This window comes from Streptomyces sp. NPDC059567 (assembly GCF_042735655.1).
Taxonomy (GTDB): domain Bacteria; phylum Actinomycetota; class Actinomycetes; order Streptomycetales; family Streptomycetaceae; genus Streptomyces.
In genome coordinates this window covers 1-23,439 of the sequence record NZ_JBHWBS010000096.1, presented here as the reverse complement: position 1 = coordinate 23,439, position 23,439 = coordinate 1, and the positions used below count along the sequence as shown (strand labels likewise).

Here is a 23,439-nt window from a genome sequence, read left to right as displayed (position 1 = left end):
TTCCTGCCATTAGGCCACAACGGCGCGGTGAGCCGCTCACCACCCGTGACACGCGGGTGTTTCGTCCCATACTCGCCGTCATGACCGCTCAGCCTGCCGCAGCGTCCGCCCCGCCGCCGGACACCTCCGGGGAGTCCGAACGGCATGCCTCATGGCTGGAGCTGTTCTTCGACCTGATCGCCGTCGCCGGCGTCGCCCAGCTCGCACACCTGCTGCACGGAACCCCCGGCCACACCGACCTCGCCTTGTACTGCGTGCTCTACCTGGAGTTCTGGACCGCGTGGATGTGCTTCACGACGTACGGGAACGTGGCGGCCGACAAGGTGCACACCCGCTCCGTGCTCATCGGCATGTTCGGGCTCGCGGTGATGGCCGCGGCCGTACCGGAGGTCCGCTCGGACCACGCGGCCGCCTTCGCCCTGGCCTATGTCCTCGTCCGACTGCTCGCCTCACGGGTGTGGCAGGGGCGCGGCGAGGTCCCGGCGGACTGGCCGATGGCCCAGCTCTCGGCGGGCGTCGTGCCGTGGATCGTCTCGGTGTGGGCCGACGAGCCCCTCCGGTACTGGCTGTGGGCGGGCGGGCTCGCCATCGATCTGGGCCTCACGTTCGCCCTGTCGAGGAACCAGGTGATGGCGCGGCTCCAGGAGGAGTGGGAGCGGGCTTCGCGTGAGACCCGCTCGCCGCGCAGCCCCGGACGCTGGAGGCGTCCCGGGGCACCGGCACGGCCGGTGCCCCGGCGAGGCGTTCTGAGGGTGGCTTCGCCGATCGGCCAGGTGTCCGTTCAGCGCTCCCGGCGGGAGCCGGCCCCCCGAGGCGGGAAGCCGTCGAGGTCGCCGTCCTCCACGGCGACCGTGTGTCCGAGCAGGTGCAGTGGCCCCGCTTCGATGCCGACCGCCTCCATGCCGCGCCAATGCGCCAGCGCGAGCCGGGCGTCCACCAGGCCGTGGACCAGGGGGAGTTCCGGGTGCGCCGCATGGAGCAGGGACTCCAGCCGGCACGATGCGATCGTGCCCGGAAGCCACGTCTGGGCCGCGTATCCCGCCGCCGCGGCGGGCGGCAACCACGGAGCCGTCCGGCGCTCCACGGACCCGACGGACAAGAGGCCGCCGCCGACGACGAGGACATCGCGCCGCTCCCGCATCCGGGCCAGGGCGGTCGTGGTGTCGAAGCAGTGCGGGAAGGAGTCGTCGACGACGATCGCACCGGCCCGCAGCCTCGATACGTCCAGCACCGTGCCGCCCCCGCTCACGGCGGTGATCAGCAGACCGGCCTCGTACACGGCGGCCGGCAGTGTCGGGCCGGACTCGTGGACCTCCACGTTCCGGGCCAGACCCCGAGCGACCAGGTCCTCCGCCAGCCTCCGCAGCCGTGGCGCGCTGCCCGCGACATCGCACAGAAGCAGCCGGGCGGGTGGCTCGGAGGCGAGGGTCAGCAGCAGTTCGAGGGACGAGCTGCCGATGGAGCCCAGGCCGGCCACGGCGACGACGAGGCCGCCGAGTTCACGGTCGGTCCGGGCGAGCGCGGCGTGGACGGTCTTGACCACGGACACCGCGGTCGCCGCATGCCCGGTCGTGAGGGCCGTCTCCGCCAGGGTGTCGGTGTCCGTCTCGCGCAGGACCCCGAAGCCGTACGCGGTGAGCGACGGGATCATGCCCGCGAGCGAGACGCAGCGTGCCCCCAGCGACGACGCGTACGCGACGGCTCGGGCCGTACGGTCCGCGAGGTCGGACGTCGACGCGAGCTCGTCGGCGAACAGCGGGAGGCAGACGAACCCGGACCGACCGAGAGGCGTGCCGATCTCCTCCACGAGCCGTGGGCGCCCTTCGGGGAAGAGCAGCCGGCGGAGGTCTTCACGCGTCACCGTCCCGGCCGCCGCTCCTCCGAGGCCCGCGACCGCCGCGAGCCGACCGGGCGGGGGCAGGTACCCGACGAGCGCGGAGTCCAGGACGCCGGCGGCAGGCGACGGCTCCGGCTCCGCTCCGCGCCCGAGCGCCGCGACACGGGAACGCGGTGCCGCGGCCGGTACGTCGTCCGCTGCCTCGGCCATCGCGCTCCGCAGCGCGCTGGTGAACCGGCCGAAGGCAGACTCGTCCGGGAATGCGGCGGTGGACGCGCGCAGCGTCACCCTCAGACCGCCTTCGCCGATCGGCCGCACCGCCAGGAACGTGTCCGTCCCCACCGGAGGCGGCGCGAGGACGGCGTCGCCGTCGTCCCACCTCACGCTCAGCGTGTCGCCGCTCAGCGGACCGAGGGCCGAGAAGTCGAGGAAGGTGAAGAAGAACTGGGCGGCCGGCGGCAGTCCGAGATCCCTCGGGGGCGCGTGGACTCCCCGCTTACGGGCCGCCTCCACCTCGTCCACCACCGCACGCAGGTCCTCGGCGAAGGCACGGCCCGCCCTCCCCTCACCGGCCGACGGGCCCGGCCGCACCGGTACGGCAGCGGCGAACGGGCCGAACACCAGGTGGGCGTCGGGCCGTGCGTCGTCGTCGCGACCCGAGACCGCCAGGCCGAGGATCAGATCCTCCTGCCCGGTCGTGGCGGCCAGCGTCCGGTAGTACGCGGTGAGGACCGGGGCGAAGAGCGTCGTGCCCGCCGCGGTGGCCATCCGGCGCAGGGCGCCGACCTGGTCCTCGCCCAGGGTGAACCCGGTGGAGTGGTACGGAGGTGCCGCGGGGTCCGCGTCGGGCGCGGCGGTCATGGCGAGCCTTCCGAGGACCGGGCGCCGATAGGGCGCGCCGAGCCGCGCCCCGACGGTGCCGCCCGACGACGCCGCGCTTTCCTGAAGGGCCACATGGTCCCGGAAAGTGGCGCGCAGCGGCGGGAGTTCGGCGGGCTCGCCCCGTACGACACGGTCGTAGACGGCGAGCAGCTCCCGGCCGAGCAGCGCCACGCTGTAGCCGTCGCCGATCAGATGATGGGCGTGGACGACGAGCGCATGCTCGTCGGGCCCGAGGGTGAGCAGCCGCAGCCGCAGCAGAGGCCACGCCCAGGGCTCGAAGCGGCGCTCCCGCTCCTCGGCGATCCGTGACGCGAGGAGACCGGGTTCGGCGAGGGTCTCGAAGTCGACCGGGAGCCGCAGGGTGGGCGGAAGCTCCTGCTGGACCGGCGGGCGCGCGCCGGCGGGGAACACGGTCCGCAGCATCGGGTGGCGCACGACGCAGGCGTCGACGGCCCGCTGGAACACCTCGGGTCGCAGGGGTCCGTCCACCCGCAGACAGGCGAGCCACGCCGTATGGGAGCCGGGTGCCATGGCCTCGGCGAGGAGGAATCCGCGCTGGGAGGGGGCGAGGGCGAACGGCGAGGGACCGTGCGTGCGGAGGTCGTCGCGACCGGGCCGGTCCCGCGTGTCGGCCCGTCCGTCGACGGGTGCGTCGGCCGGTGCGTCGGTCGGTCCTTCGTCGTCGGTGACGCCGTCGATCGCCGCGGCGAGGGCGGACAGGGTGCGGTGGTCGTACACGGCCGTGGGCCTCGGCAGCACCGGGATCTTCTCCCGCAGCCGCGCGAACACCTGGAGGACGAGCAGGGAGTCGCCGCCCAAGGCGAAGAAGTCGTCTTCGCGCCGGATCTCCTCGCTGTCGAGGAGTTCGGCCCAGACACGGGCCAGGAGGACTTCGGTCGGCGTCATCGGAAGAGTCCCCGGCGCCGGCGCGTTCGTCGGCTCCGCGACGCTGGGCGGAGGCACGGGTGTGGGCGCGGTGAGCGCGGAGCGGTCGATCTTTCCGGTCCCGGTCAGGGGGAGTTCGTCGACCAGGTGGATCCGGGCCGGGAGCATGTACTCCGGAAGCGTTCGCGCCAGATGCGTGCGCAGAGTCGTGGAATCCGGAGCCGCGGCGCCCGGCCGGCACTCGACGAAGGCACTCAGCCGTTCGTCACCGTGCACCACGGCGGCGCGCGCGACCGCCGGATGCGTCAGCAGCACCGACTCGATCTCGCCGGGTTCCACCCGGTGCCCACGGACCTTCACCTGGTCGTCGAGCCGTCCGAGGAACTCGAGGACGCCTTCCACGTCGCACCGGACCCGGTCGCCGCTGCGATACCCGCGGCGCCCGCCGCGCACGGTGAACGCGGCGGCGGTCAGCTCCGGTTCATGGAGGTAGCCGGGCGTGAGCCCCACACCGGCGATCAGCAGCTCGCCGGGCTCACCCGGTGCGCAGCGCCGCCCGTCCGCCGCCACCACGTCGACCTCCGTGCCGGTGAGGGGCGTGCCGATGGGCAGCGTCCGTACGTCGTCGGCCGGACGGCCGTCGATGATGTGGAACGTGGCGTTGATGGTGGACTCGGTGGGCCCGTAGAGGTTGGCGATCCGGTGCCCGGGACCGAACAGGTCGTACCAGCGACGGACATGGGCCGGCGGGAGCGCCTCCCCGCCGACGTGGATCCAGCGCAGCGCCGCGAGGTCCGGTGCCGGTGCGCCGTTCCGTACGCGCGTCTCGGCGGCCTCGAGGAGCCGGGACCACAGGCTCGGGACCGAACTCCACACCGATATCCGGGCCTGCTCGACCCGGTCGAGCAGCGCCTCGGGGTCCCGGAGCAGCCGGCGGGGGAGGGTGACCACGGTGGCCCCGACGAGGAGCGGCGCGAGGAGCTGGCGTACCGACGCGTCGAAGCACAGCGACGCCGTCTGAGCGAGCCGGTCGCCCTCTCCGTACCCGAAGGTGGCCAGCGCCCAGTCGAGGTAGTTGGTCATCGAACGACGGGTGATCGGCACCGCCTTGGGGCGCCCGGTGGAACCCGAGGTGAAGATCACGTATGCGAGGGAGTCGGGTCCGGGCGCCGGAACCTCCGTACCGTCGGACCACGGTTCGGCGGGTTCGGACGACGGGTCGTCGACCGTGACGAGTGTGATCCCGGCGGCCGCGGCGAGCGCGGTCGCCGAAGCGCGGGTGGCCGCATGACAGACGAGAGCGCGGGTACGGGACCGCTCCAGCTGGTCGGCCAGGCGGGCCGCGGGATGGGCGGCGTCCAGCGGCACCCATCCCGCACCGGCCCGCAGGATCCCGACCACACTCGCCACGGTGTCGCCGCCGGGTTCGGTCAGAAGCCCCACCAGGTCACCCGCGGCGACGCCGTGGGCGCGCAGCCGGGAGGCGAGTGAAGCGGACGCCCGGTCCAGTTCGGCGTAGGTCAGGACGTCACCGTCGCCGGTGTCGACGGCCACCGCGTCCGGCGTCGCGCGGAACTGCGCGCGCAGTCGGGCGACGACGTCCGGGCGCGCACCGGACGGCTCGTGGGCGAGGACGGGGATCCGCGCGTCGGGAACGGGCGCCGCGACCGCCTCGGCGAGCCGTGCGGGCCGCGTGGGCTTCGCGGCCTCGGCGAGCTCGGCCAGGTGCTCGTCGGCGAGCCGGGCGATCGTGGTCCGGTCGAAGAGCCGGGCCGGGAAGTTCCAGGAGAACGACAGCTCCCCGTCCGATTCCCAGCACAGCAGGCCGAGCCGGGTGGCGGCGGAGGCCGTTCCCGCAGAGGTCGGGCGGACCTCCACCGGGCAGTCGGGATCGAGGGAGACCGGGAACCGCGCGAAGCTGAACGACGCGGGCGCTGCCGTGCGCGGTCCCGCCCCGTCCGCCGGCAGGAGCCGGGCGAGGTCCAGACTCGTGAGCCGGCCGTGCCGCTCGGCCTCCGGCCACGCGTCGCGCAGACGCACGGCGAGCGTGTGCACCGAATCGTCCCGGCCGACGTGCACAGGGACCGGGAGGGTGTCGGCCAGCGGTCCCACGAGCCGGTCGATGCCGGGCAGCCTGGTCTCGCGGCGGGCCCGGGCGACATTGACGGACACGTGCTCCCGGCCGCCGTCCCAACGTGACAGGCAGCGTGCGTACGCCGCGAGCAGCAGGTGGAACAGGGACACGTCGTGCGCGGCGGCCACCTCGCGCAGCGCGGCCGACAAGCCGGGGCGGGGGGCCACCTGATGGGCGAGGAGCGGGGGTTCGGGGAGGCCCAGCGGGTCGCCGTCGTACGGCAGCGAGAGCGGTTCGCCCCTGCGGGCGAGCACCTCACGCCAGTACGCCCGGTCCTCGGCGAGGACGGCCTCGGATCGTTCTGCCTCTTCGTGCGCGGTGTAGGCGGCGAAGTGGGTGGTGAGCGGGGGGAGTCCAGGGGAACGCCCCTGCGAAAGGGCCGTGTAGAGCGCCCAGAGCTCCTCGCCCAGGATGTTCAGGCTGAAGCCGTCGGCGGCGGCGTGATGCACCACGAGTACGAGACGGGCGGAGCCCGGGTCCCCGGTACGGGCGAGCACGGCGCGGAGGGGAGCCTCGGCGGCGAGGTCGAACGGGCGGTTGCACAAGGCCTCTTCGAGCCGCTCCAGCTCCTCCTCGACGGAGCGGATGCCGGGCAGATCACGGACCTCGTACCAGTCGGGCATCCGTTCACGGCCGGGCGGCACGGCCGCCTGCGTGGGCGCCGGCTGCCCGGGGTGGACCCGGATGCGGAGCATCGGGTGACGGTCGGTGAGCAGGCCGAGCGCCATGCCGAGGAGCTCGGGGTCGAGGGGGCCGCGCACGTCCTGCGTCACGTACCCGTAGGCGGCGACGTCCGGGTACAGCCCGCCCTGGGTGTGGAAGGCGAGCTGGACCGGCGTCAGGGAGAAGGGGACGCCGTCGTCGGCCGCCGGCCTGGTCGGTGCCGCCACGGAGCCCCCGGGCTCTTGGGAGCGGAGGTGGCGGGCGAGTTCGCCCAGGGTCCGGTGCTCGAAGAACAGCGTGATGGGGAGCGAGCGGTCGAGCTCCTTCTCCAGCCGCTTGACGAGATCGACGGCCATGAGCGAGTCCAGGCCCAGGCCGAGCAGCGGTACGTCGTCACCGAGCTCGGCCGGGGACACGTGGAGAGCCTCGGAGAGGAGCTGCCGCAGGACGTCCGACAGCCCGGTCGCGTCCTCGGCGCGTACTCCGCTCGTCTCGGACGCCGTGGACGGGGGCCGGACGTTCGGGCGCGGCGCGGGTACGACGACATCGGCCGGGGTGCGACGGGTGGCACCCGTCCCCAGGTCGGCGACCATCACCTGCGCGGCGTCGATGCCACAGGCCCGGCGCAGGGCCTCCAGCGCCACGCCGGTGGCCAGCGGCGCGGGTCCGCGTCCAGGTCCCGGAGCGGTCGCGCCCGACGCGAGGGCTCGCGTCGGGGGGACGCGCCCCGCGTCGGAGGGGCCCGTGGGGAGTACGGCGCCGGCGCGGAGTCCCGTACCGGCGCTGCTTCCCGTGTCGGCGGGGCGGCCCGCGCCGGAGAGGACTCCCGTACCGCCGCTGCTTCCCGTGCCGGCAGGGTGTCTTGTGCCGGGGAGAACTCCCGTCCCGGCGGGCCGTGCCGCGCCGCCGCGGAGGCTCGTGCCCGCGAGGAGTCCCGTACCGGCGCTGCTTCCCGTGCCGGCAGGGTGTCTTGTGCCGGGGAGAACTCCCGTCCCGGCGGGCCGTGCCGCGCCGCCGCGGAGGCTCGTGCCCGTAAGGAGTCCCGTATCGGCGAACGCCGCGAAGTTGACCGCCAGCCACGGCCGGCCGGCCGCGCGCTCGGCGGCGGCGAAGGCGTCGAGGTAGGCGTTGGCGGCCGCGTAGTCGCCGATCGCCCCCGCCAGGCCCGGCAGCACCGAGGCGACCGAGGAGAACGCCACGCACAAGCCCGGGCGCAGGTCGTGCCCGCGCAGTCCGCGCGCGAGCAGCGCCGCGCCGCGCGTCTTGGCGGCCAGGACCTCGGCCACCTCCTCGGGGGTCTTGGCCCGCAGAGTGCCGGGGCGGACCACCCCAGCCGCATGCACGAGCACGTCGAGACGCGGCAGACCGGCCAGCAGCGCGTCGACGTCGGCCTCGCGGGAGACGTCGGCGGCGCGGTACTCCACGGTGGCGCCGAGCGACCGCAGTTCGTCCAGTAGCCCGTCCGGCGGCACGGTCGAGCGACCGGTCAGCACGAGGGTCGGCCGGCCCCGTCCCGCGAGATCACGCGCCAGCGCACCACCGACCCCTCCGGCGCCCCCGGTGATCAGATACACGCCGTCGGCCGGCAGCGCCGTCTCCTGTGCCGCCGCGACCGGTACGGAGGTCCGGCCGAGGCGTCGCCCGGCCCGCCAGGCGATGGCCGCTCGGGCGACGTCGTCGCGCGGCGCGGGACGCGCGGCGAGTTCGTGGTCGAGCGCGTCGAGACGCGCGTCGACGTCGTCCAGGGACGACAGGTCGACGCTGTGCGCCGCGACACCGGGCAACTCCTCGGGCAGCGCCAGGGCCAGCCCGGTCAGGACCGCCTGCGCGGGGCGCGGACGTTCCGGACCGGCGCCGGTGACATGGACGTCCTCGGTGACGACGAGGACGCGCGGGCGATGGTGCGCGAGGTGCGGAAGCAGGTCCTGGAGCTCGGTCACCATGGCGCGGTGCGCCGCGTCGAGCGCGGTGGCGGAGTCCGGCTCCACCGCCTCACCCGCGAGCAGCACGGCCGCCGTCGGAGCCGGCGCTCCATCGGGCAGCGGGTCCCCGGCCCGTCGGACCGCGACACCCCGCGCCGCGAGCCGGTCCGCGAACGCGCGGGCGAGCGACGAGTCCGGGCCGGCCAGCAGGACGGTACGCGGCCCCGAGCCGACGGTCAGCGGAGCGTCGTCCCACACGAACCGGTGCAGCAGCGGCCGGGATCGGTGAGTGGCGGCAGGCCAGTAGCGGCGCCGCTGAAAGGGGTATGTCGGTACGGAGATCCGAGCCCGTCCGGAGTCCATGGCCGTACGGTCCAGAGGCACGCCCCGCTGCCAGAGCCGACCCACGGTCTCGAGCAGCCCCCGCGCACCGTCCCGCTCCCCGGCCGTGAGCGCGAGCGCCCCGGCTCCGCGTGGGTGCGCCGCCGCCACGGCACGCACGGAACCGCCCAGGGATCCGGCGCCGAGCTCCACGAACGTGTCGTACCCCTCGCCGAGCAGACGGTCCACGGCCGCGCCGAAGCGGACCGGCCGCCGGGCGTGGCTGCGCAGATACGCGGGGTCCAGGACCGGTTGCCACGCGGCGGTGACCGTGCTGATCAGCGGTGTCACGGACGGCCGGAGCGCGAGGTCTCCGGCGGCCTCCGCGAGCGGGCCGAGTGCCGGATCCATCAGGGGCGAGTGGAACGCCCTGGACACCCCGAGCCGGCGTGCCGCGATCCCTCGGGCGGACAGCTCGGCGACCGCTCGGTCGACGGCCGCCTCCGTGCCGGCCAGGACGACCTGGTCCGGACCGTTGACCGCCGCCACACTCAGCGCGCCCCGGGCGTCGGCCACCAGGGTGGTGACCGTCTCCTCGTCGCAGCGCACCGCCGCCATGGCGCCGGGGGCGCACAACTCCGCCATCAACCGGCCGCGTTCCGAGGCGAACCGTACGGCGTCGCCGAGCGAGAGCGTCCCGGCGACGCACGCGGCGGCGATCTCGCCGACGCTGTGCCCCGCGACCGCGTCCGGCGTGATCCCCCACGCCCGTACCTGGCGGGCGAGCGCGACCCCGTAGGCGACGAGGAGCGGCTGGGCGATGTCGGTTCGGGCGAACGCGTCGGGCGACACGTCGGGGTCGAGGCACCAGCCGGTGAGACTGCGCCCGCCGACCCTGCCGGCGTGATCCGACGCCTCGTCGAGCGCTTCCCGGAACGCGGGCGCGTCCGCGTGGAGCGCGCGGGCCTGACCGTGCGGGTGCACGCCCTGCCCGGGCAGGAGGAGGACGAGACGCGCCCGGGAGCGTACGGAGGCGCCGATCGGCGCCTCCGGGTCGCGTGTCCGGTCGTCGCGTACGGCGATGTCCCGTCCGTAGTCGTCACGTTCGGCACTCTCGTGCACAGCCGCTCGAGGCAAGGCGGCGTCGCGCGAAGGGACGTCGCGTTCGGCGTCGTCGCGTACGGCGTCGAGGCGGGCCGCGAGATCGCCCTCGGCGACGAGAGCCAGTCGGTCGGGTCCCTCGTCACGGGCCGAGGCGACGGCGGCGCAGACATCGCCCTCGTCGAGACCGGGGTTGTCCCGCAGATGGTCCGCGAGACCGGCAGCGGCGGCCCGCAGCGCGGTCGTCCCGTGCGCCGACAGGGTGAGCAGCCGTGGCCCGTCCGAAGGTGCCTGCTCTCTCTCGGGTCGGGCGGGTGCCTCCTCCAGTACGGCATGGGCGTTGGTGCCGCCGAAGCCGAACGCGTTGACTCCCGCGACCAGCGGGCAGGGAGCATCCCAGTCCCGTGCCTCGTCCACCAGGGCGAAACCGGAAGCGGCCAGGTCGAGCGCGGGCGCGGGCGCCGTCCGGAGCGGGGACGGCGGCAACTGCCGCCGCCCGAGCGCGAGGACGATCTTCACCAGGCTCGGCATGGCGGCCGCGTTGAGCAGATGCCCGACGTTGGTCTTGACCGAGCCGAGCAGCCGGAGCCGCCCGTCGGCGCGCGGCGGAAAGGCATGCGCGATCGAGCGCACCTCGACGGGGTCGCCGATCGGCGTACCGGTGCCGTGCGCCTCCACGTACGACACGCTCTCGGGGTCGATGCCCGCGTCGCGGTACGTCCGCGTGATGACGTCGCGCTGTGTCAGGGGATTGGGCGCCATCAGGCTCAGCGAGCGTCCGTCGTTGTTCACGGCGGTGCCGCGGAGGACCGCGAGGACCGGATCACCGGCCCGAGCCGCCTCGTCGAGTCGGGTCAGGACGAGCGCCGCGCCGCCCTCCCCGGGGACGAAGCCGTCGGCGGCCGCTCCGAACGCGTGGCAGCGGCCGGTCGGGGAGAGCGCCTGCGCCTTCTCGAGGAGGGCGTACCCGGTCGGCGTCAGATTGAGGTGTACGCCGCCGACGACCGCGATGTCGCACTCACCGGCCTGGAGGCTGCGGCGCGCCAGGTGCAGCGCGACCAGCGCCGAGGAGCACGCGGTGTCGACCGCGAGCGCGGGCCCGGTCAGATCCAGGCAGTGCGCGACGCGGGCGGCGAGCATGTTGGGGAGGTTCCCGGTCAGCGCGGCGGCAGGCAACTCGCCCTCGTGGTGGGCCTGTTCGAGCAGCGACCGATAGCCGCTGTCACCGGCGGCGACGAAGACACCGACCCGGCGGCCGTGCCGGCGCGGGCCCGCGTATCCGGCCCGCTCCAGCGCCTCGTGCGCGAGTTCCAGGAGGATCCGCGCCTGGGGATCGGTCGCCAGGGCCTCGTCCTCGCCGATGCCGAAGAAGCCCGCGTCGAAACCGGCGGGCTCGTCGAGGAACGCGCCCCACCGGGCGTGACCGTCCGACGGCTGCGCCCACCGTCCGTCCGGTACGCAGGTGACGGCGTCGTAGCCGTCGACGAGCCGGTCCCAGAACGCCTCCGGGGTCTCGGCACCGGGGAACCGGCAGGCGAGGCCGGAGACGGCGACCGCGGGCTCGGCGCCGCGGACCGGCTCCGGCCGGGGAGTGGGGGAGCGGGGCTCGTCCGTCCGCGGGTGGCGCGAGGGGGAGCCCATCGGAGTGTCCGCGGTGAGGACGAGTCCGGCGAGCGCGGACACCGTGGCGTGGTCGCGTATGTCGGACGGACGCAGCGGTATGCCGAAGGCGTCCTCCAGGGCGGCCAGTACCTCCATGGCCTTGAGCGAGGAGCCCCCGAGCGCGCGGAAGTCGTCGTGCGGCGCGATCTCCTCCACCGCCAGCCCGAGCACCCGGGCCCAGATCCGGAGCACGACGGCCTCGACGTCCCGTCGAGACCGGGGCGCGGCAGACGGTGGCATGCCGCCCGGCCGCGCATGGCGGTCGCCGACCGCACCGATGGCGTCCGCGCCATCCGGGCCCCCTGCAAGGCTCGTTCGGTCCGGACCGGCCGGGACGGTGGGGCCGGCGGAGTCAGCCCCGGCCCCCGGCAGGGATCCGCCCCCGAAGACCCCCACGGCCCCCAGCCCCGCGATCTCCGGATACTCCCCGCCCTCGAAGCGATCCCGAAGCACCCCTCGCCGGACCTTTCCGCTGGTCGTACGCGGGAACGCGCGTACGGGCATCGCCAACACCCGGACGTCGTCGTGCCCCAGGGCCTCGCGGACCCGCACCCCGACCTCGCGCAGCAACGCGGCGGTCACGGCGGCAAGGGGCGGCGCGGGTGCGAGGAGGACGACCACCCGCTCCCCGCCACCCGCCGGATCGGTGGAGCCGACGACCGCGACCGGGCAGCGCCCGAGACCGGGCGTGCCCGCGGCCACCTCTTCGAGATCCGCCGCGTGGAACGTACGCCCGTCGACGAAGACGACGTCCTTGGACCGACCGGTCACACAGAGCCGCCCCTCCCGCAGGAAGCCCACGTCACCGGTGCGCAGCCACCCGTCGACGAACGCGTCCGCCGTCGCCGCCGGAGCACCGTGATAGCCCCGGGCCACCTGCGGGCCCCGGACCTCGATGTGCCCGACCCGTCGGTCCTCGACGGTCTGGCCCCTGGCGTCGGTGATCCGGAGGGCGCACCCGTGCACAGGGCTGCCCACATCCATCAGCTCGACCGCGTCCGGGAGTCCGGGCGCGGTGTCCACGGCCAGCCCGCGGCTGAGCGCCGCCCGGTCCAGGGCGAGCGGTCGAGCCACCTCGCCGGGCGGCGGGAACGTCACGGCCAGGGTGGCCTCGGCGAGTCCGTACACCGGCTGTGGCGCGCTCGCCGCGAGCCCCGTCGGCCGCATCCGCCGGACGAAGGCCCGCCACACGGCCGGGGAGATCGGCTCCGCACCCACCAGGATCATCCGTACGCATGTCAGGTCGAGACGGGCGAGCGTGTCCTCCGGTACGCGTCGTTCGACGAGGGCCAGGGCGAAGTTGGCGGCGGAGAGCAGGGTCGCCCGGTGCCGGGCCGCCGCCTCCAGCCACCGCGCGGGCCGCTTGGCGAACGTCAGGGGTTCGAGCCGGACCTGCTTGATCCCTGCCGACAGCGGGACGAGGTGGGTGCCGATCAGCCCCATGTCGTGGAAGTACGGCATCCAGGTGGCCAGCACGTCCTCGGAACGGATGCCGGCGGCGGCGCGGATCTGCGCCAGATTGGCCAGCACGGCCGCATGCGTCAGTTCGACCCCCTTGGGCGCCCCCGTACTGCCCGAGGAGAACTGCAGGAACGCCACGTCGCCAGGCGTCCGCTTCGGCAGCCGCTGTGGCGCGGGACGGTCCCGCAGCGTGTCGAGCGTCAGGGGGCGTACGGAGTCGGGCAGGGTGTCGAGCAGCGGCGCGGTGGACGCGCCGAGTACCACCGGCGGTCGGCCGAGGAACTCCCAGACGGGCAGCACCCGCCGTGCGTCCGGGGCGAGCGGCACCGGTACGAGTCCGGCGGCGACGGCACCCCAGAAGAGCGGCAGGAACTCCTCGCTCCGGTCGGCCGGCAGCACCACGTGGCTCCCCGGCGCGAGACCCGCGTCGAGGAAGCCTCCGGCGACGCCCAGCGCATCGGAGAGCAGCGCGCGATGGGTGACGACGCGTTCGCCGCCGTCTCCCCGCACATGGACGATGCCCTGGTCGGGCGCGGCTTCGGCCGCGCCGGTCAGCACGTCCAGCAACACCGTCTCGCTGTTTCCCCGCATCAACGCCCCCCGTGGATCTGCCCGGCGGCGGGCCGTCCCACGGAACGCGCGAGAGCGACCGCCCCGGTCCGGTCTGGTCTGCCGTAATGATGACCGATCTTCGTTCCGCACCGCGGCGGGGTCCGGCGGTGCGGTCCGGTCGTCGCTGGTGCGAGGCGTCGACCGGGCCCCGGACGCGCCAGGACCGCGGGGCGCGATCGCTCCGCGGTCCTGGTCTCGGGCCCGTCCGCCGGGGAGGAGGCGGCCGGGGGAGCGGCCCCGTGAGGGGAGCGGGACCGCTCGATGGTTCGCTGGATCAGCAGCACCGGCTCAGTGGCGCGGATGCACCACCATCGCGGAGCCGCCGCCCCGGCGCCGGGGTTCCGCCACCGCCGTGACCTGGCCCCGCCCCGTGAACTCCAGAGCGGCCACCGCTCCGATCTCGGGCGCGGGGGTGAACGTCGACGGAGCGAGCACGAACCGCTGGCCGATGGCCTCCAGCGTCGCGCGTTCCGCCGAGTCGAGGAACTCCGGCTCGGCGTCGGTCGTCGTCCGGTTCCGCTGGGAGATGCGCGGCGCGGCGACCGCCTCGGGCAGCGACATCCCCAGGTCCACCCGGTTCACGAGCGTCTGGAGGACCGTGGTGATGATCGTGGAGCCACCGGGGGAGCCGACCGCGATGAGCGGCTTGCCGTCCTGGAGCACGATCGTGGGTGACATGCTGCTGCGGGGGCGCTTGCCGGGACCCGGCAGGTTCGGGTCGGGCACACCCTCCGTCAGCGGGGTGAAGTCGAAGTCCGTGAGCTCGTTGTTGAGCAGGAAGCCCCGCCCCGGCACGGTGATCGCCGAGCCGCCGGTCTGCTCGATCGTCAGCGTGTACGAGACCACGTTGCCCCAGCGGTCGGCGGTCACGAGGTGCGTGGTGGAGGGACCCTCGTACGGCTCCGAGGAACCGATTCCCGGCGTGCAGCCCGAGGCCGGGCGGCGGGGATCCGCCGGGGCGAGCGGACTGGTCAGCGTCGCGTCGGGACGGATCAGGCAGGACCGCGCTCTGGCGAAGTCCTTCGACAGCAGACCCGCCGTGGGCACGTCCGAGAACCGGGGGTCGCCGACCCAGCGGTTACGGTCCGCGAAGGCGATCCGGCTGGCCTCGAGGTACGTGTGCAGCGACCGCGCCCGGTCGGTGGGCGAAAGACGGTGGTTCTCCAGGATGTTCAGTGCCTCGCCGACGGTCGTGCCGCCCGAGGAGGACGGGGCCATCGAGTAGACGTCGAGACCCCGGTACGTGGTCCGGGTGGGCGCCCGCTCCACGGTGCGGTACCCGGCGAGGTCGGCCCGTTCCATGAGTCCGGGCCTGACCACACGGTCCGCCCCCGCGGCGACCGGCGGGTTCTTCACGGTCCGCACCACATCGCTCGCGATGCCACCGCGGTACATCGCGTCGGCACCGTCACGGGCGAGCTCACTGTAGGTGCGGGCGAGGCCCGGATTGCGGAAGCGCGTGCCGACGACGGGGAGTTCGCCGTTCGGCAGGAAGAGTTCCGCGGTGGAGCTGAAGTCCCGGAAGCGTTCCTCGTTCAGCCGGGTCTGCGCACGGAACTCCTCGTTGACGACGAAGCCGTCGGCCGCGAGCCGGGTGGCCGGTCGCAGGGCCTTGGCCAGCGACAGGGTGCCCCAGTCGTCGAGCGCCTTCTCCCAGGTGGCCGGGGTGCCGGGGACACCCACGGAGAGGCCGGAGTTGACCGCTTCGTCGAAGGGGATCGGCTTGCCCGTCGAGGGGTCGAGGAAGGAGTCCGCGCGCATCCGGGCCGGGGCGGTCTCGCGGCCGTCGATCGTGCGGACCTTCTTCGTGGCGGCGTCGTAGGAGACGAAGTAGCCGCCGCCCCCGATGCCGGCGGAGTAGGGCTCGACCACGCCGAGCGCGGCGGCGGTCGCGACCGCCGCGTCCACGGCGTTGCCGCCGCGCCGCAGCACGTCGATGCCCGCCTGCGAGGCGTACGGGTTCACGCTGGAGACCGCGCCGCCGCTGCCGGTGACGACGGACTGCTTGTCCGGCGGCCGGAGCCCGGACTCGGCCGGTGGCGTTCCTTCGTCGGCGACGGAGGAGCCGGCGGCGGTCGACACGAGCAGCGGGAGCGCGAGTACGGACGCGGCCGCGGCGGCGAGCAGGGAACGGCGGACGGGCATGAAGCCTCCGATGGCCTCGGACGAGGGAATGACAGAACCCTCGCAATCGAAACCGGCTCGGGCAACACGTCCCCAGGTTCTTTGCGCAAGATCTGAGGTTCCCCTTCGGTAACAAGGGAGTTCGGGCCCACGGAGGTATCACACACCTGGACGGCATCCGCGTCTGGCGGGAGCACCGCCGTCACGCCATACCCCGGAGTGCCGTCCACGCGCTCCCGGCGTCCAGCAGCGGCGGGGTCACCGAGCGCCGCCGGCCGGGGCCGTGGGTGACCGCGTACCGCACGGCCGCGGGGCCGGCGTTCGGGTAGGCCGAGCGGAGGAGGGCGACCGTGGCCGTGACGAAGGGCGCGGCGGCGCTCGTACCGCTCAGGGCGAGGGGGCGGCCGTCGAGTCCCAGCCCCGGGACGCGGTCGCCGGGGGCGCCGACTCCGTGCCGGCCGATGGACACACCGCGGTTGGACTGGGGCATGGGATGCCCGGCGCGATCGTACGCGGTCACCGGGATGACCCACGGATGGCCGGTGAGCACGGAGGAGCCCACCCTGCCCTGGTTCCCGGCGGCGACCACGACGATCACGCCCCGGTCGGCCGCGTGGTCGAGGGCGGTCTCCAGTGCGCGGTCGCGGACACCGGAGGGCGCGGGCTGGGCCATGCTGAGGTTCAGGACATGGGCGCCCGCGCCGACGGTCTCCAGGATCGCCTCGGCCAGCTCTCCCGTCCGTACACCGGAAAGGCAGGTCGCGGGACCGCCGTCGGTCGGACGGTCCGTGAAGAGCGGCCGGGACACGAGGGTGCACCGGGGGCAGACGCCGTCGTTCCCGGCGATGATCCCGGCGACGGCCGTGCCGTGCGCACAGCACACGTCGGAACCGCGGCAGGTTCCCGCCACGGCCGTCAGCTCGCGGACCGGGTGGCCCGCGAAGGCGGGATGGTCCAGGGCGACGCGGCCGTCGATCAGGCCCACCACGACCGAGGACCGGCCCGCGGTACGCGCCATGAGCGGCCTGAGGCCGACCAGGTCCAGGGGGTCCACGGGCACCCCTCTCTCCTCTGCCCACCGGGGTGCGCGAGCGGACTACGGGATCACCGGCACGTCTCCATGCAGTAGTCGAAGCACTCGTGCCACTCGGGCGAGCCCCACGGGTGGTTGTTGTCGCAGTCGGCACGGCACTCCCTCGCGCAGTACGACTCCAACTGCGGGAAGAGCCGGTCGCCGCGCGTTTCCGGGACCGGGCGCGCGCTCTCGAGCTCGCGCTCGAATCCGGGGATGCGCATCGGACGTCACCCCTTCTCCTCGGGTAGCGGCTGCTGGGCGGTCACCACGTGTCCGAGCACATCTCGGCCACGCAACGCTGCACGCACTGGCGGTAGTTGGGTGCGCCCTTGCACTTGTGCCGGCAGACCGGGCGCAACTCCTCCTCGCAGGTGAAGAACTGGGGGTGGAGCAGGTCACCGGTGGGCACGCCGCGTGCCGGCGGCTCGACGGCGAATCCGGGGATACGCATGTCCGTTCGCCTCCTTCTCTCAACGGTTACCGGTCGTAGTAGTCCTGGAACGGGGAGACCAGGAAGGGGAACAGCCCGGCGAGACCCACGCGGACGAAGCACTTCTCGACGACATTGGTCTGGCGGTGGGTGTACGAGAAGACGACCGTGACGACGGTCTGCGACCCGGTGCTGAGCCGGGACGGCGAGGCTTCCACCGCGGAGAGGACGTAGCCCTCGTCGCGCTTCTCGCTGGACGTCCTGTAGATCGCCTGGGACCTCACCATCAGATAGTTGAGGGCCCGTCCGGCCGGGTCGGTTCCGGTGTTGTCGCTGAGCTGCAGCAGGCGGTCGAGCAGCGCTCCGGCACCCCGCTCGAACTCCTTGCGGGAGGTGCCGTCGGGGCGCTCGATCGCCCGCATCAGCTCCTTGCTGTCGAAGGCCCAGATCTTCTCGACGCGGACGACGGGGACGGAGAGTCCCTGGCAGGCGCCCGGGGGAGCGATCGGGCCGAGACGGCCGACGACCACGGCGAGGTCGCGGTGGTCGGGGACCGGGCGCAGAGCCTCCACGAGATCGTCCAGATCGGTCGGGTCGGCCGGCTCCAGGATGTAGGTGTCGACGCCCTGAACGGCGAGGACGAAGCACATCTGCCGGGCGATGTAGCGGTTCTCCGGTGCGGAGAGGACGCGGTACATCGCGTCGGCGTCGGTGTCGTCGGTCCTGCCGTCGGCGCCCGCGACATGGAAGAACTCGTGCTGGACGGAGGCGTCGGGGAAGACGGCGTGGACGCGGCCCAGTACGTAGACGTAGCCGACTGTGGTGTCGCCGTCGCCTCCTCCGCCGTCGGGGGAGGAGGCTGTGGCGCAGCCGCAGCCGGCCTGGGTGACGGTCGGCTCGGCCGCGGGCGTGGTGCGGAGGTCCTCGGGGGCGGGTGCCGGGGCGGGAGGGTTACGTACCGGGGCCTCGGGCGGCGGGCTTGTGGCGGTGACGGTGTCGGTGATCTCGGGGTCCATCAGTCACTCCTCACGCACACTCTGTCGGGCCGTCAGGCCGGGGTGGGACTCCGCCGCTGGCGCCCTGTCGTGCGGGCGCTTGGCGCAGTGCTTCAGCGGTCCCGCCCGCCGTCGATCGTCATCCACCGGTTCAGCGCCTCGGCCCTGCGGCCACAGCCACCGCAGGGCCGGATCCCCACCGTCGAGGTCACCCGGGCGACGGCGTCGCCCAGCCCGATCTCCGTACCCTCACGCGCGAACCCCGGGATGCGGACCTGATGGCGGGCCTTGTCGTGGCGGGGGCCACGGGAGTTGCGTGCCGCTCGTTCCCGAGCCGCACCCCGACCGCTCGTTGCACTGTCAACCATCCTGCTCACATCCCGGGTTGAACCACTCGGCGGACGCCGCACGGCGCGCTCCCACCCCCCACCATTTTCCTCCCGAGGGGCTTCGGGCGCACTCCGGTCGGACCGGACCGAGCGGCCCTGCGCCGCGCCGGTGCCGATCGACCCGTCGTGCGTCAAGGAGAGGGAGCGCTCGTCACCTGAATGGGCGTCAGGTGGGCGGGTGTTGACCGTCGCGGCATTGCTGCTTGATGTGGTCGATTCCATGCGTTTGCAGTGCCTGCCATGGCAGTGATCGATCAATTTTGGTCGAGGTCGGTCAGTGCGGAGGTTCTCGTTCCAGCAAGGTCACATGGCGTACCCGAACTGACTATTCTCCCCTGCGTGTTGCGCTGCACTCACAGCGAGTCACCGAACGCTGTGTCGCGCATGGACGGAGCCTGGCCGCAGGGAGGCGTGACCACCGATGCGATCTCGAACCGACCCGTCGGGGGCACCCATCAGAACACCTCTGCTCGGCCCGGCGACGCCCCGACCGCTCCTGTCGGCGCGCCGCACCACCCCCAGTCCACTCATTCCAGACTGTTTAGGGACCCCTCGATGGTTCGTACAGGTTCAACGCCCGGAGGCCTGCCACGCGCAGTGGCTCCGGCATGGCTAGTCCCCCCCGGTGTTCTGGCCGGGGCCTGCGGCATAGCGCTGATCTTCGTCCCCGCGCAGATACGCACGCCGGTTGCCTGGTGCGGCCTCGTCGCCGTCGTCCTGACGGCCATCGTCTCGGCCGGTACGGCGCGCCGGGCGCGCTCGGCGGAGGAGGCCCGCCACGCGCGGGCGAGTGCCGAGGTCCAGCAGTACTACGCGCAGCGCGAAGCCGCACTCCTCGGGCGCCTGGCCGATCAACGGGCCACCACGGTATGGCTCGCCGAGGAACTCCTCCCCGCGGCCGTCGCCCGGATGCAGAAGGGTGACCCCGCTTCGGAGATCCTGCAGTCCATCTCGTTCGGGGAACACCTCGACAGCGAGTTCGCCGAAGCGCTCCGGCATGCCGTGCGGACGCTCCTGGAAGCCGTGGAGGCCGAGGAGCACACGCGGGACTCCTCCCAGCGGGCACTGGTGGCGATCGCGCGAAGGGTCCAGGCGATCGTGCATCAGCTCGCCAAGGACCTCCGCGACATGCAGATCCTGCACGGTACGGATCTCGTGGTCTCCCACGGCCTGCAGGCCATCGACCACCGCAACGCCCTGATCGGGCGCCTCGCGGCGAGCGTCGCGGTACTGGGTGATGCCCGCCCCGGACGCCAGTGGTCGAAGGCGATCCCCCTCTACGACGTCGTGCGTGGGGCCATGTCACGCATCGTGGACTATCCGCGCGTGAAGCTGCAGTCGGTGACGGAAGTGGCCGTGATCGGCCAGGGAGCCGAGCCGCTGATCCATGTGCTCGCCGAGTTGCTCGACAACGCCACGACCTTCTCGCCGCCGCACACCCCGGTCGAGGTGAGCGCCAGCGAGGTGCCGTCCGGCATCGCCATCGAGATCGAGGACCGTGGGGTCGGGCTCACCGAAGAGGTCCGGCAGCGCATCGACCGCGTCATGGCACGGGCGGCGTCCGGCCTCGACCTGGCCGACCTGGGCGAGGCGACGCAGCTCGGCCTGCCCGTCGTCAGCAGGCTGGCCCGCGAGAACGGCCTCGACGTCGATCTGCGCACCTCCGCCTACGGAGGAGTGCGGGCCGTGGTGCTCGTTCCGCGGAGCATGATCACCACGGTTCAGCAGCCTCCCCAGAAGGTCCAACCGTTCGCGCCGAAGCACCTGGGCGCACCGATCGTGCCGAGGCCGACGATGAGGCGCGATGCCGCAGCAGATTCCGTCGAAGTCAGACAGACCGTCAACGGGCTGCCGCAGCGGCGGCGGGAGTCGCCCGTCCCGACACCGGTCGTCCGCACGGCCCCCCAGCCCCCCACAGCTCCGGCCGCCTCCCCCGGGACGGCCGGCGCGGCCCGGCAGCCGGGCCTGATGTGGGAGGCGTTCAGCGGTGAGAAGAGGCCGGGTACCGACCCTTCCAGCCACACCAGCGAGCCATCAGATGAGGATGAGTAACCGTGACGCCACTGCCAAACATGGACTGGATGCTCAAGGAGCTCGCGGCCAGCGTCCCGTACGTGCGACACGTGGTCGCACTGTCGTCGGACGGTTTGTGCATCGGTCAAGCGAACACGGAGACCGACACCGCTGACGCCATCGCCGCCGCCTGCTCGGGCATGCAGAGCCTGGCGAAGGCCATCGCGCAGAAGTTCCCCCATGGAGACGGCTCGACGCGCATGGTCGGCATCGAGGTCGACGGCGGCTACTTCTCCCTGATGGCGGCCGGACCCGGGGCCTATCTCGCGGTGCTGGCCGACGAGGAAGTGGACGCGGGGCTGCTGGGCGACCGCATGCGTACGCTCGTGGTCCGGATCGGCCAACACATGACCAGTCCGCCGCGGGATGACGTCGGGCAGGCGATGTGACGTCAGAGCACCAGGACACATGGGATGAAGGCAGTCCCGTACCGCTGTACGTCATCTCCGGTGGCCCGGGTTCCTCGGCGAAGGCCTTCAACCTGGTCACCCTCATCACATCGAGGTCCGCACCGGAACCCGCGATGCAGCCCGAGCAGGCGGCGATCCTCGGCATGTGCCAGTACCCGCTGTCGGTGGCCGAGATATCCGCGTATCTCAGTCTTCCGTTCAGCGTCCTCACGGCGCTGCTCTCCAAGCTCGTCGAGGACGGGCGTGTCGAGGCCATCGCTCCCGTTCCCGTCGCTGCGGTTCCCGAACTCGGCCTTCTGGAGGCGGTGATCCATGGACTACGCAATCTCTGACGCACCCACCGGCCCCCGCGGCACGGACGTGCTGCTGCCGCACGGCGCCCGGGGAGTCAAGGTCGTCATTGTCGGCGGCTTCGGGGTCGGCAAGACGACCATGGTCGGGGCGGTGAGCGAGATCTCGCCGCTGACCACGGAAGAAACCATGACGCAGGCCGGCGTCGGGATCGACCACAACCCCGGCGCGGAGGGCAAGAGCACCACCACCGTCGCCATGGACTTCGGCCGCATCAGCATCAACGAGGAGCTGATCCTCTATCTCTTCGGGACGCCGGGGCAGGAGCGGTTCTGGTTCCTGTGGAACGGCATCTTCGAAGGCGCGCTCGGCGCCGTGGTCCTCGTCGACACCCGGAGGATCGAAGTCTGCTTCGAGATCATCACCCGCCTGGAAGACCGCCGCGTCCCCTTCGTCGTGGCCGTCAACACCTTCCCCGAGGCGCCGGAGCACCCGATAGCAGCTCTGCGCACCGCTCTGGACCTCAACGAATCCGTGCCCATCGTCACCTGTGACGCGCGCGACCGGTCGTCCTGCCGCGACGCGTTGCTCTCGCTGATGGGCTACCTGTGCACCCTCGCCGCCGCTCAGGAGTCCGCATGACCTTCCAGCCCGCTGACCACACCACCACGGAACCGGGGCTCGTCCCGCCGCCGGGCTGCCCGGCCCACGCCGCCGGGGGAGTCGAGGGAGTGACCCGGCTCCATGGCGCCGCCGCCGAGACCGACCCCATGGGGCTGTACGAGAAGCTTCGTGCCGCCCACGGTCCGGTGGCGCCGGTCCTGCTCGAAGGGGACGTCCGCGCCTGGCTCGTCCTGGGATACCTCGAGAACCGTGATGTGGCCACCCGTTCCACGCAGTTCTCCCGTGACCCCCGCACCTGGCACGGCTGGAAGAGCGGCGAGATCGACCCCGAGACCTCGCCGCTCGTGCCGATGATCGGCTGGCGTCCGGACTGCGTCTGCGCGGACGGCGAAGAGCACCAGCGTCTGCGTGGCGCTGTCACGGCCAGCCTCAACCAGTTCGACCAGCGTGGCATCCGCCGCCACATCACCCGCTTCGCGCACCAGCTGATCGACGAGTTCTGCGAGAGCGGCAGGACGGAGCTGGTCGGTCAGTTCACCGAGCCCCTGCCGATGCTCGTCCTCACCCACCTGCTCGGGATGCCGGACGAGGACGGTCCGAAGCTCGTCCACGCCGCCCGGGACCTCTTCAAGGCCACCGAGACGTCGCTCGCCAGCAACGCCTATGTGCTGGAGACCCTCAAGCAGCTCGTCGCCGCCAAGCGCGCCCTGCCCGGGCAGGACATCGCGTCCGTGCTGATGGCCCACCCGGCCGGTCTCACCGACGAGGAGGTGCAGCACCACCTGCGTCTCATCCTGCTCGCGGGTTATGAGACGACCGCCAATCTCATGGCCAACGTGCTGCGGATGACGGTCACCGACCCGCGGTTCCGAGGGTCGTTGGCGGGTGGCCAGATGACCTTGCCCGAGGCGGTGGAGCAGGTGCTCTGGGACGAGCCGCCGCTGATGGTGTGCCCGGGCCGCTGGGCCACCGGTGACACCTCGCTCGGCGGGCAGGAGATCAAGGCGGGCGACATGCTGCTGCTCGGCCTGGCCGCCGGCAACGTCGATCAGGCCGTCCGCCAGGACCCCTCGACCCGCGTGCACCACAACCGCGCGCACCTGTCCTTCAGCGCGGGCGCCCATGAGTGCCCCGGCCAGGACATCGGTCGTGTCATCGCCGACACCGGCATCGACATCCTGCTCACCCGGCTTCCCGACATCAGCCTCGCGATCGCCGAGTCCGAGCTCACCTGGCGTTCCTCCACCTGGGCCCGGCATCTGACGGCCCTGCCCGTGAAGTTCGCTTCCCGCGTTCCGGAGACCCGCGATCTGCCGGCGCCCTTGCCGGCCCCGCCCCCGCCGACCATCGGCATGCCGGCGGCGCCCCGAGTGCCGGCGTCCTCCGAACCCCGCGTCTCGTGGCGGGCGCGGCTGAGGCGGTTGCTGCGGCTGCGATAGCCCGGTCGCATCGGAGCCGAGACCGTAGCCGCGGGGGGGGGGGGGGAGCCCGCGGGTGGGGCGCCCCCCGCCGGTGGGGGGCGGGGTCGCGAGCGAGGTGAGCGAGACG

General features: G+C 73.2%; 12 protein-coding genes and 1 pseudogene. 6 read left to right on the top strand and 7 right to left on the bottom strand.

Annotated elements, in window-relative coordinates; all coding sequences use genetic code 11:
- Window positions 1-80: 80 nt before the first annotated feature.
- A pseudogene (locus ACFVZW_RS30465) lies at window positions 81-593 on the top strand (low temperature requirement protein A); the annotation flags it as partial.
- Between the two features lie 188 nt (window positions 594-781).
- Here ACFVZW_RS30465 and ACFVZW_RS30460 read toward each other — a convergent pair.
- The 7 genes from ACFVZW_RS30460 to ACFVZW_RS30430 form a co-directional block, all read right to left on the bottom strand.
- On the bottom strand, window positions 782-13,459 hold the full coding sequence (locus ACFVZW_RS30460; RefSeq protein WP_384527975.1) for an amino acid adenylation domain-containing protein: 12,678 nt from the start codon (window positions 13,457-13,459) through the stop codon (window positions 782-784).
- A 309-nt stretch (window positions 13,460-13,768) separates the two neighbouring features.
- The gene (gene ggt, locus ACFVZW_RS30455; RefSeq protein WP_384527972.1) at window positions 13,769-15,625 is read right to left on the bottom strand and encodes a gamma-glutamyltransferase; all 1,857 of its coding nucleotides are present in this window, start codon (window positions 15,623-15,625) and stop codon (window positions 13,769-13,771) included.
- Window positions 15,626-15,806: 181 nt separating this feature from the next.
- A complete protein-coding gene (locus ACFVZW_RS30450; RefSeq protein WP_384527969.1) occupies window positions 15,807-16,664 on the bottom strand; it encodes a S8 family serine peptidase in 858 nt (285 codons plus the stop codon).
- Window positions 16,665-16,708: 44 nt separating this feature from the next.
- Window positions 16,709-16,900, bottom strand: coding sequence for a hypothetical protein (locus ACFVZW_RS30445; protein WP_384527966.1), 192 nt, complete (start codon window positions 16,898-16,900; stop codon window positions 16,709-16,711).
- Between the two features lie 41 nt (window positions 16,901-16,941).
- Window positions 16,942-17,130 carry a hypothetical protein gene (locus tag ACFVZW_RS30440; protein ID WP_384527963.1) on the bottom strand — a complete coding sequence of 63 codons (189 nt, stop codon included), beginning with the start codon at window positions 17,128-17,130 and terminating at the stop codon, window positions 16,942-16,944.
- A gap of 26 nt (window positions 17,131-17,156) precedes the next feature.
- Window positions 17,157-18,125: a hypothetical protein gene (locus ACFVZW_RS30435; RefSeq protein WP_384527961.1), complete on the bottom strand. Its 969-nt coding sequence runs from the start codon at window positions 18,123-18,125 to the stop codon at window positions 17,157-17,159.
- Window positions 18,126-18,217: 92 nt separating this feature from the next.
- Window positions 18,218-18,472, bottom strand: a complete 255-nt coding sequence (locus tag ACFVZW_RS30430; protein ID WP_384527958.1) for a hypothetical protein — start codon at window positions 18,470-18,472, stop codon at window positions 18,218-18,220.
- A gap of 618 nt (window positions 18,473-19,090) precedes the next feature.
- Between ACFVZW_RS30430 and ACFVZW_RS30425 the strand changes: the two genes are divergently transcribed.
- The 5 genes from ACFVZW_RS30425 to ACFVZW_RS30405 are packed head-to-tail and all read left to right on the top strand — an operon-like array spanning window position 19,091 to window position 23,330.
- The gene (locus ACFVZW_RS30425; RefSeq protein WP_384527955.1) at window positions 19,091-20,545 is read left to right on the top strand and encodes a sensor histidine kinase; all 1,455 of its coding nucleotides are present in this window, start codon (window positions 19,091-19,093) and stop codon (window positions 20,543-20,545) included.
- A 20-nt stretch (window positions 20,546-20,565) separates the two neighbouring features.
- On the top strand, window positions 20,566-20,955 hold the full coding sequence (locus tag ACFVZW_RS30420; protein ID WP_329112770.1) for a roadblock/LC7 domain-containing protein: 390 nt from the start codon (window positions 20,566-20,568) through the stop codon (window positions 20,953-20,955).
- Entirely contained in the window at window positions 20,952-21,308 is a 357-nt protein-coding gene (locus ACFVZW_RS30415; protein WP_384527952.1) for a DUF742 domain-containing protein, read from the top strand. The genes ACFVZW_RS30420 and ACFVZW_RS30415 overlap by 4 nt, the downstream gene beginning before the upstream one ends.
- A complete protein-coding gene (locus ACFVZW_RS30410) occupies window positions 21,289-21,909 on the top strand; it encodes an ATP/GTP-binding protein (RefSeq protein WP_384527949.1) in 621 nt (206 codons plus the stop codon). Before ACFVZW_RS30415 ends, ACFVZW_RS30410 begins: the two co-directional genes overlap by 20 nt.
- A complete protein-coding gene (locus ACFVZW_RS30405; protein WP_384527946.1) occupies window positions 21,906-23,330 on the top strand; it encodes a cytochrome P450 in 1,425 nt (474 codons plus the stop codon). Before ACFVZW_RS30410 ends, ACFVZW_RS30405 begins: the two co-directional genes overlap by 4 nt.
- Window positions 23,331-23,439 lie beyond the last annotated feature (109 nt).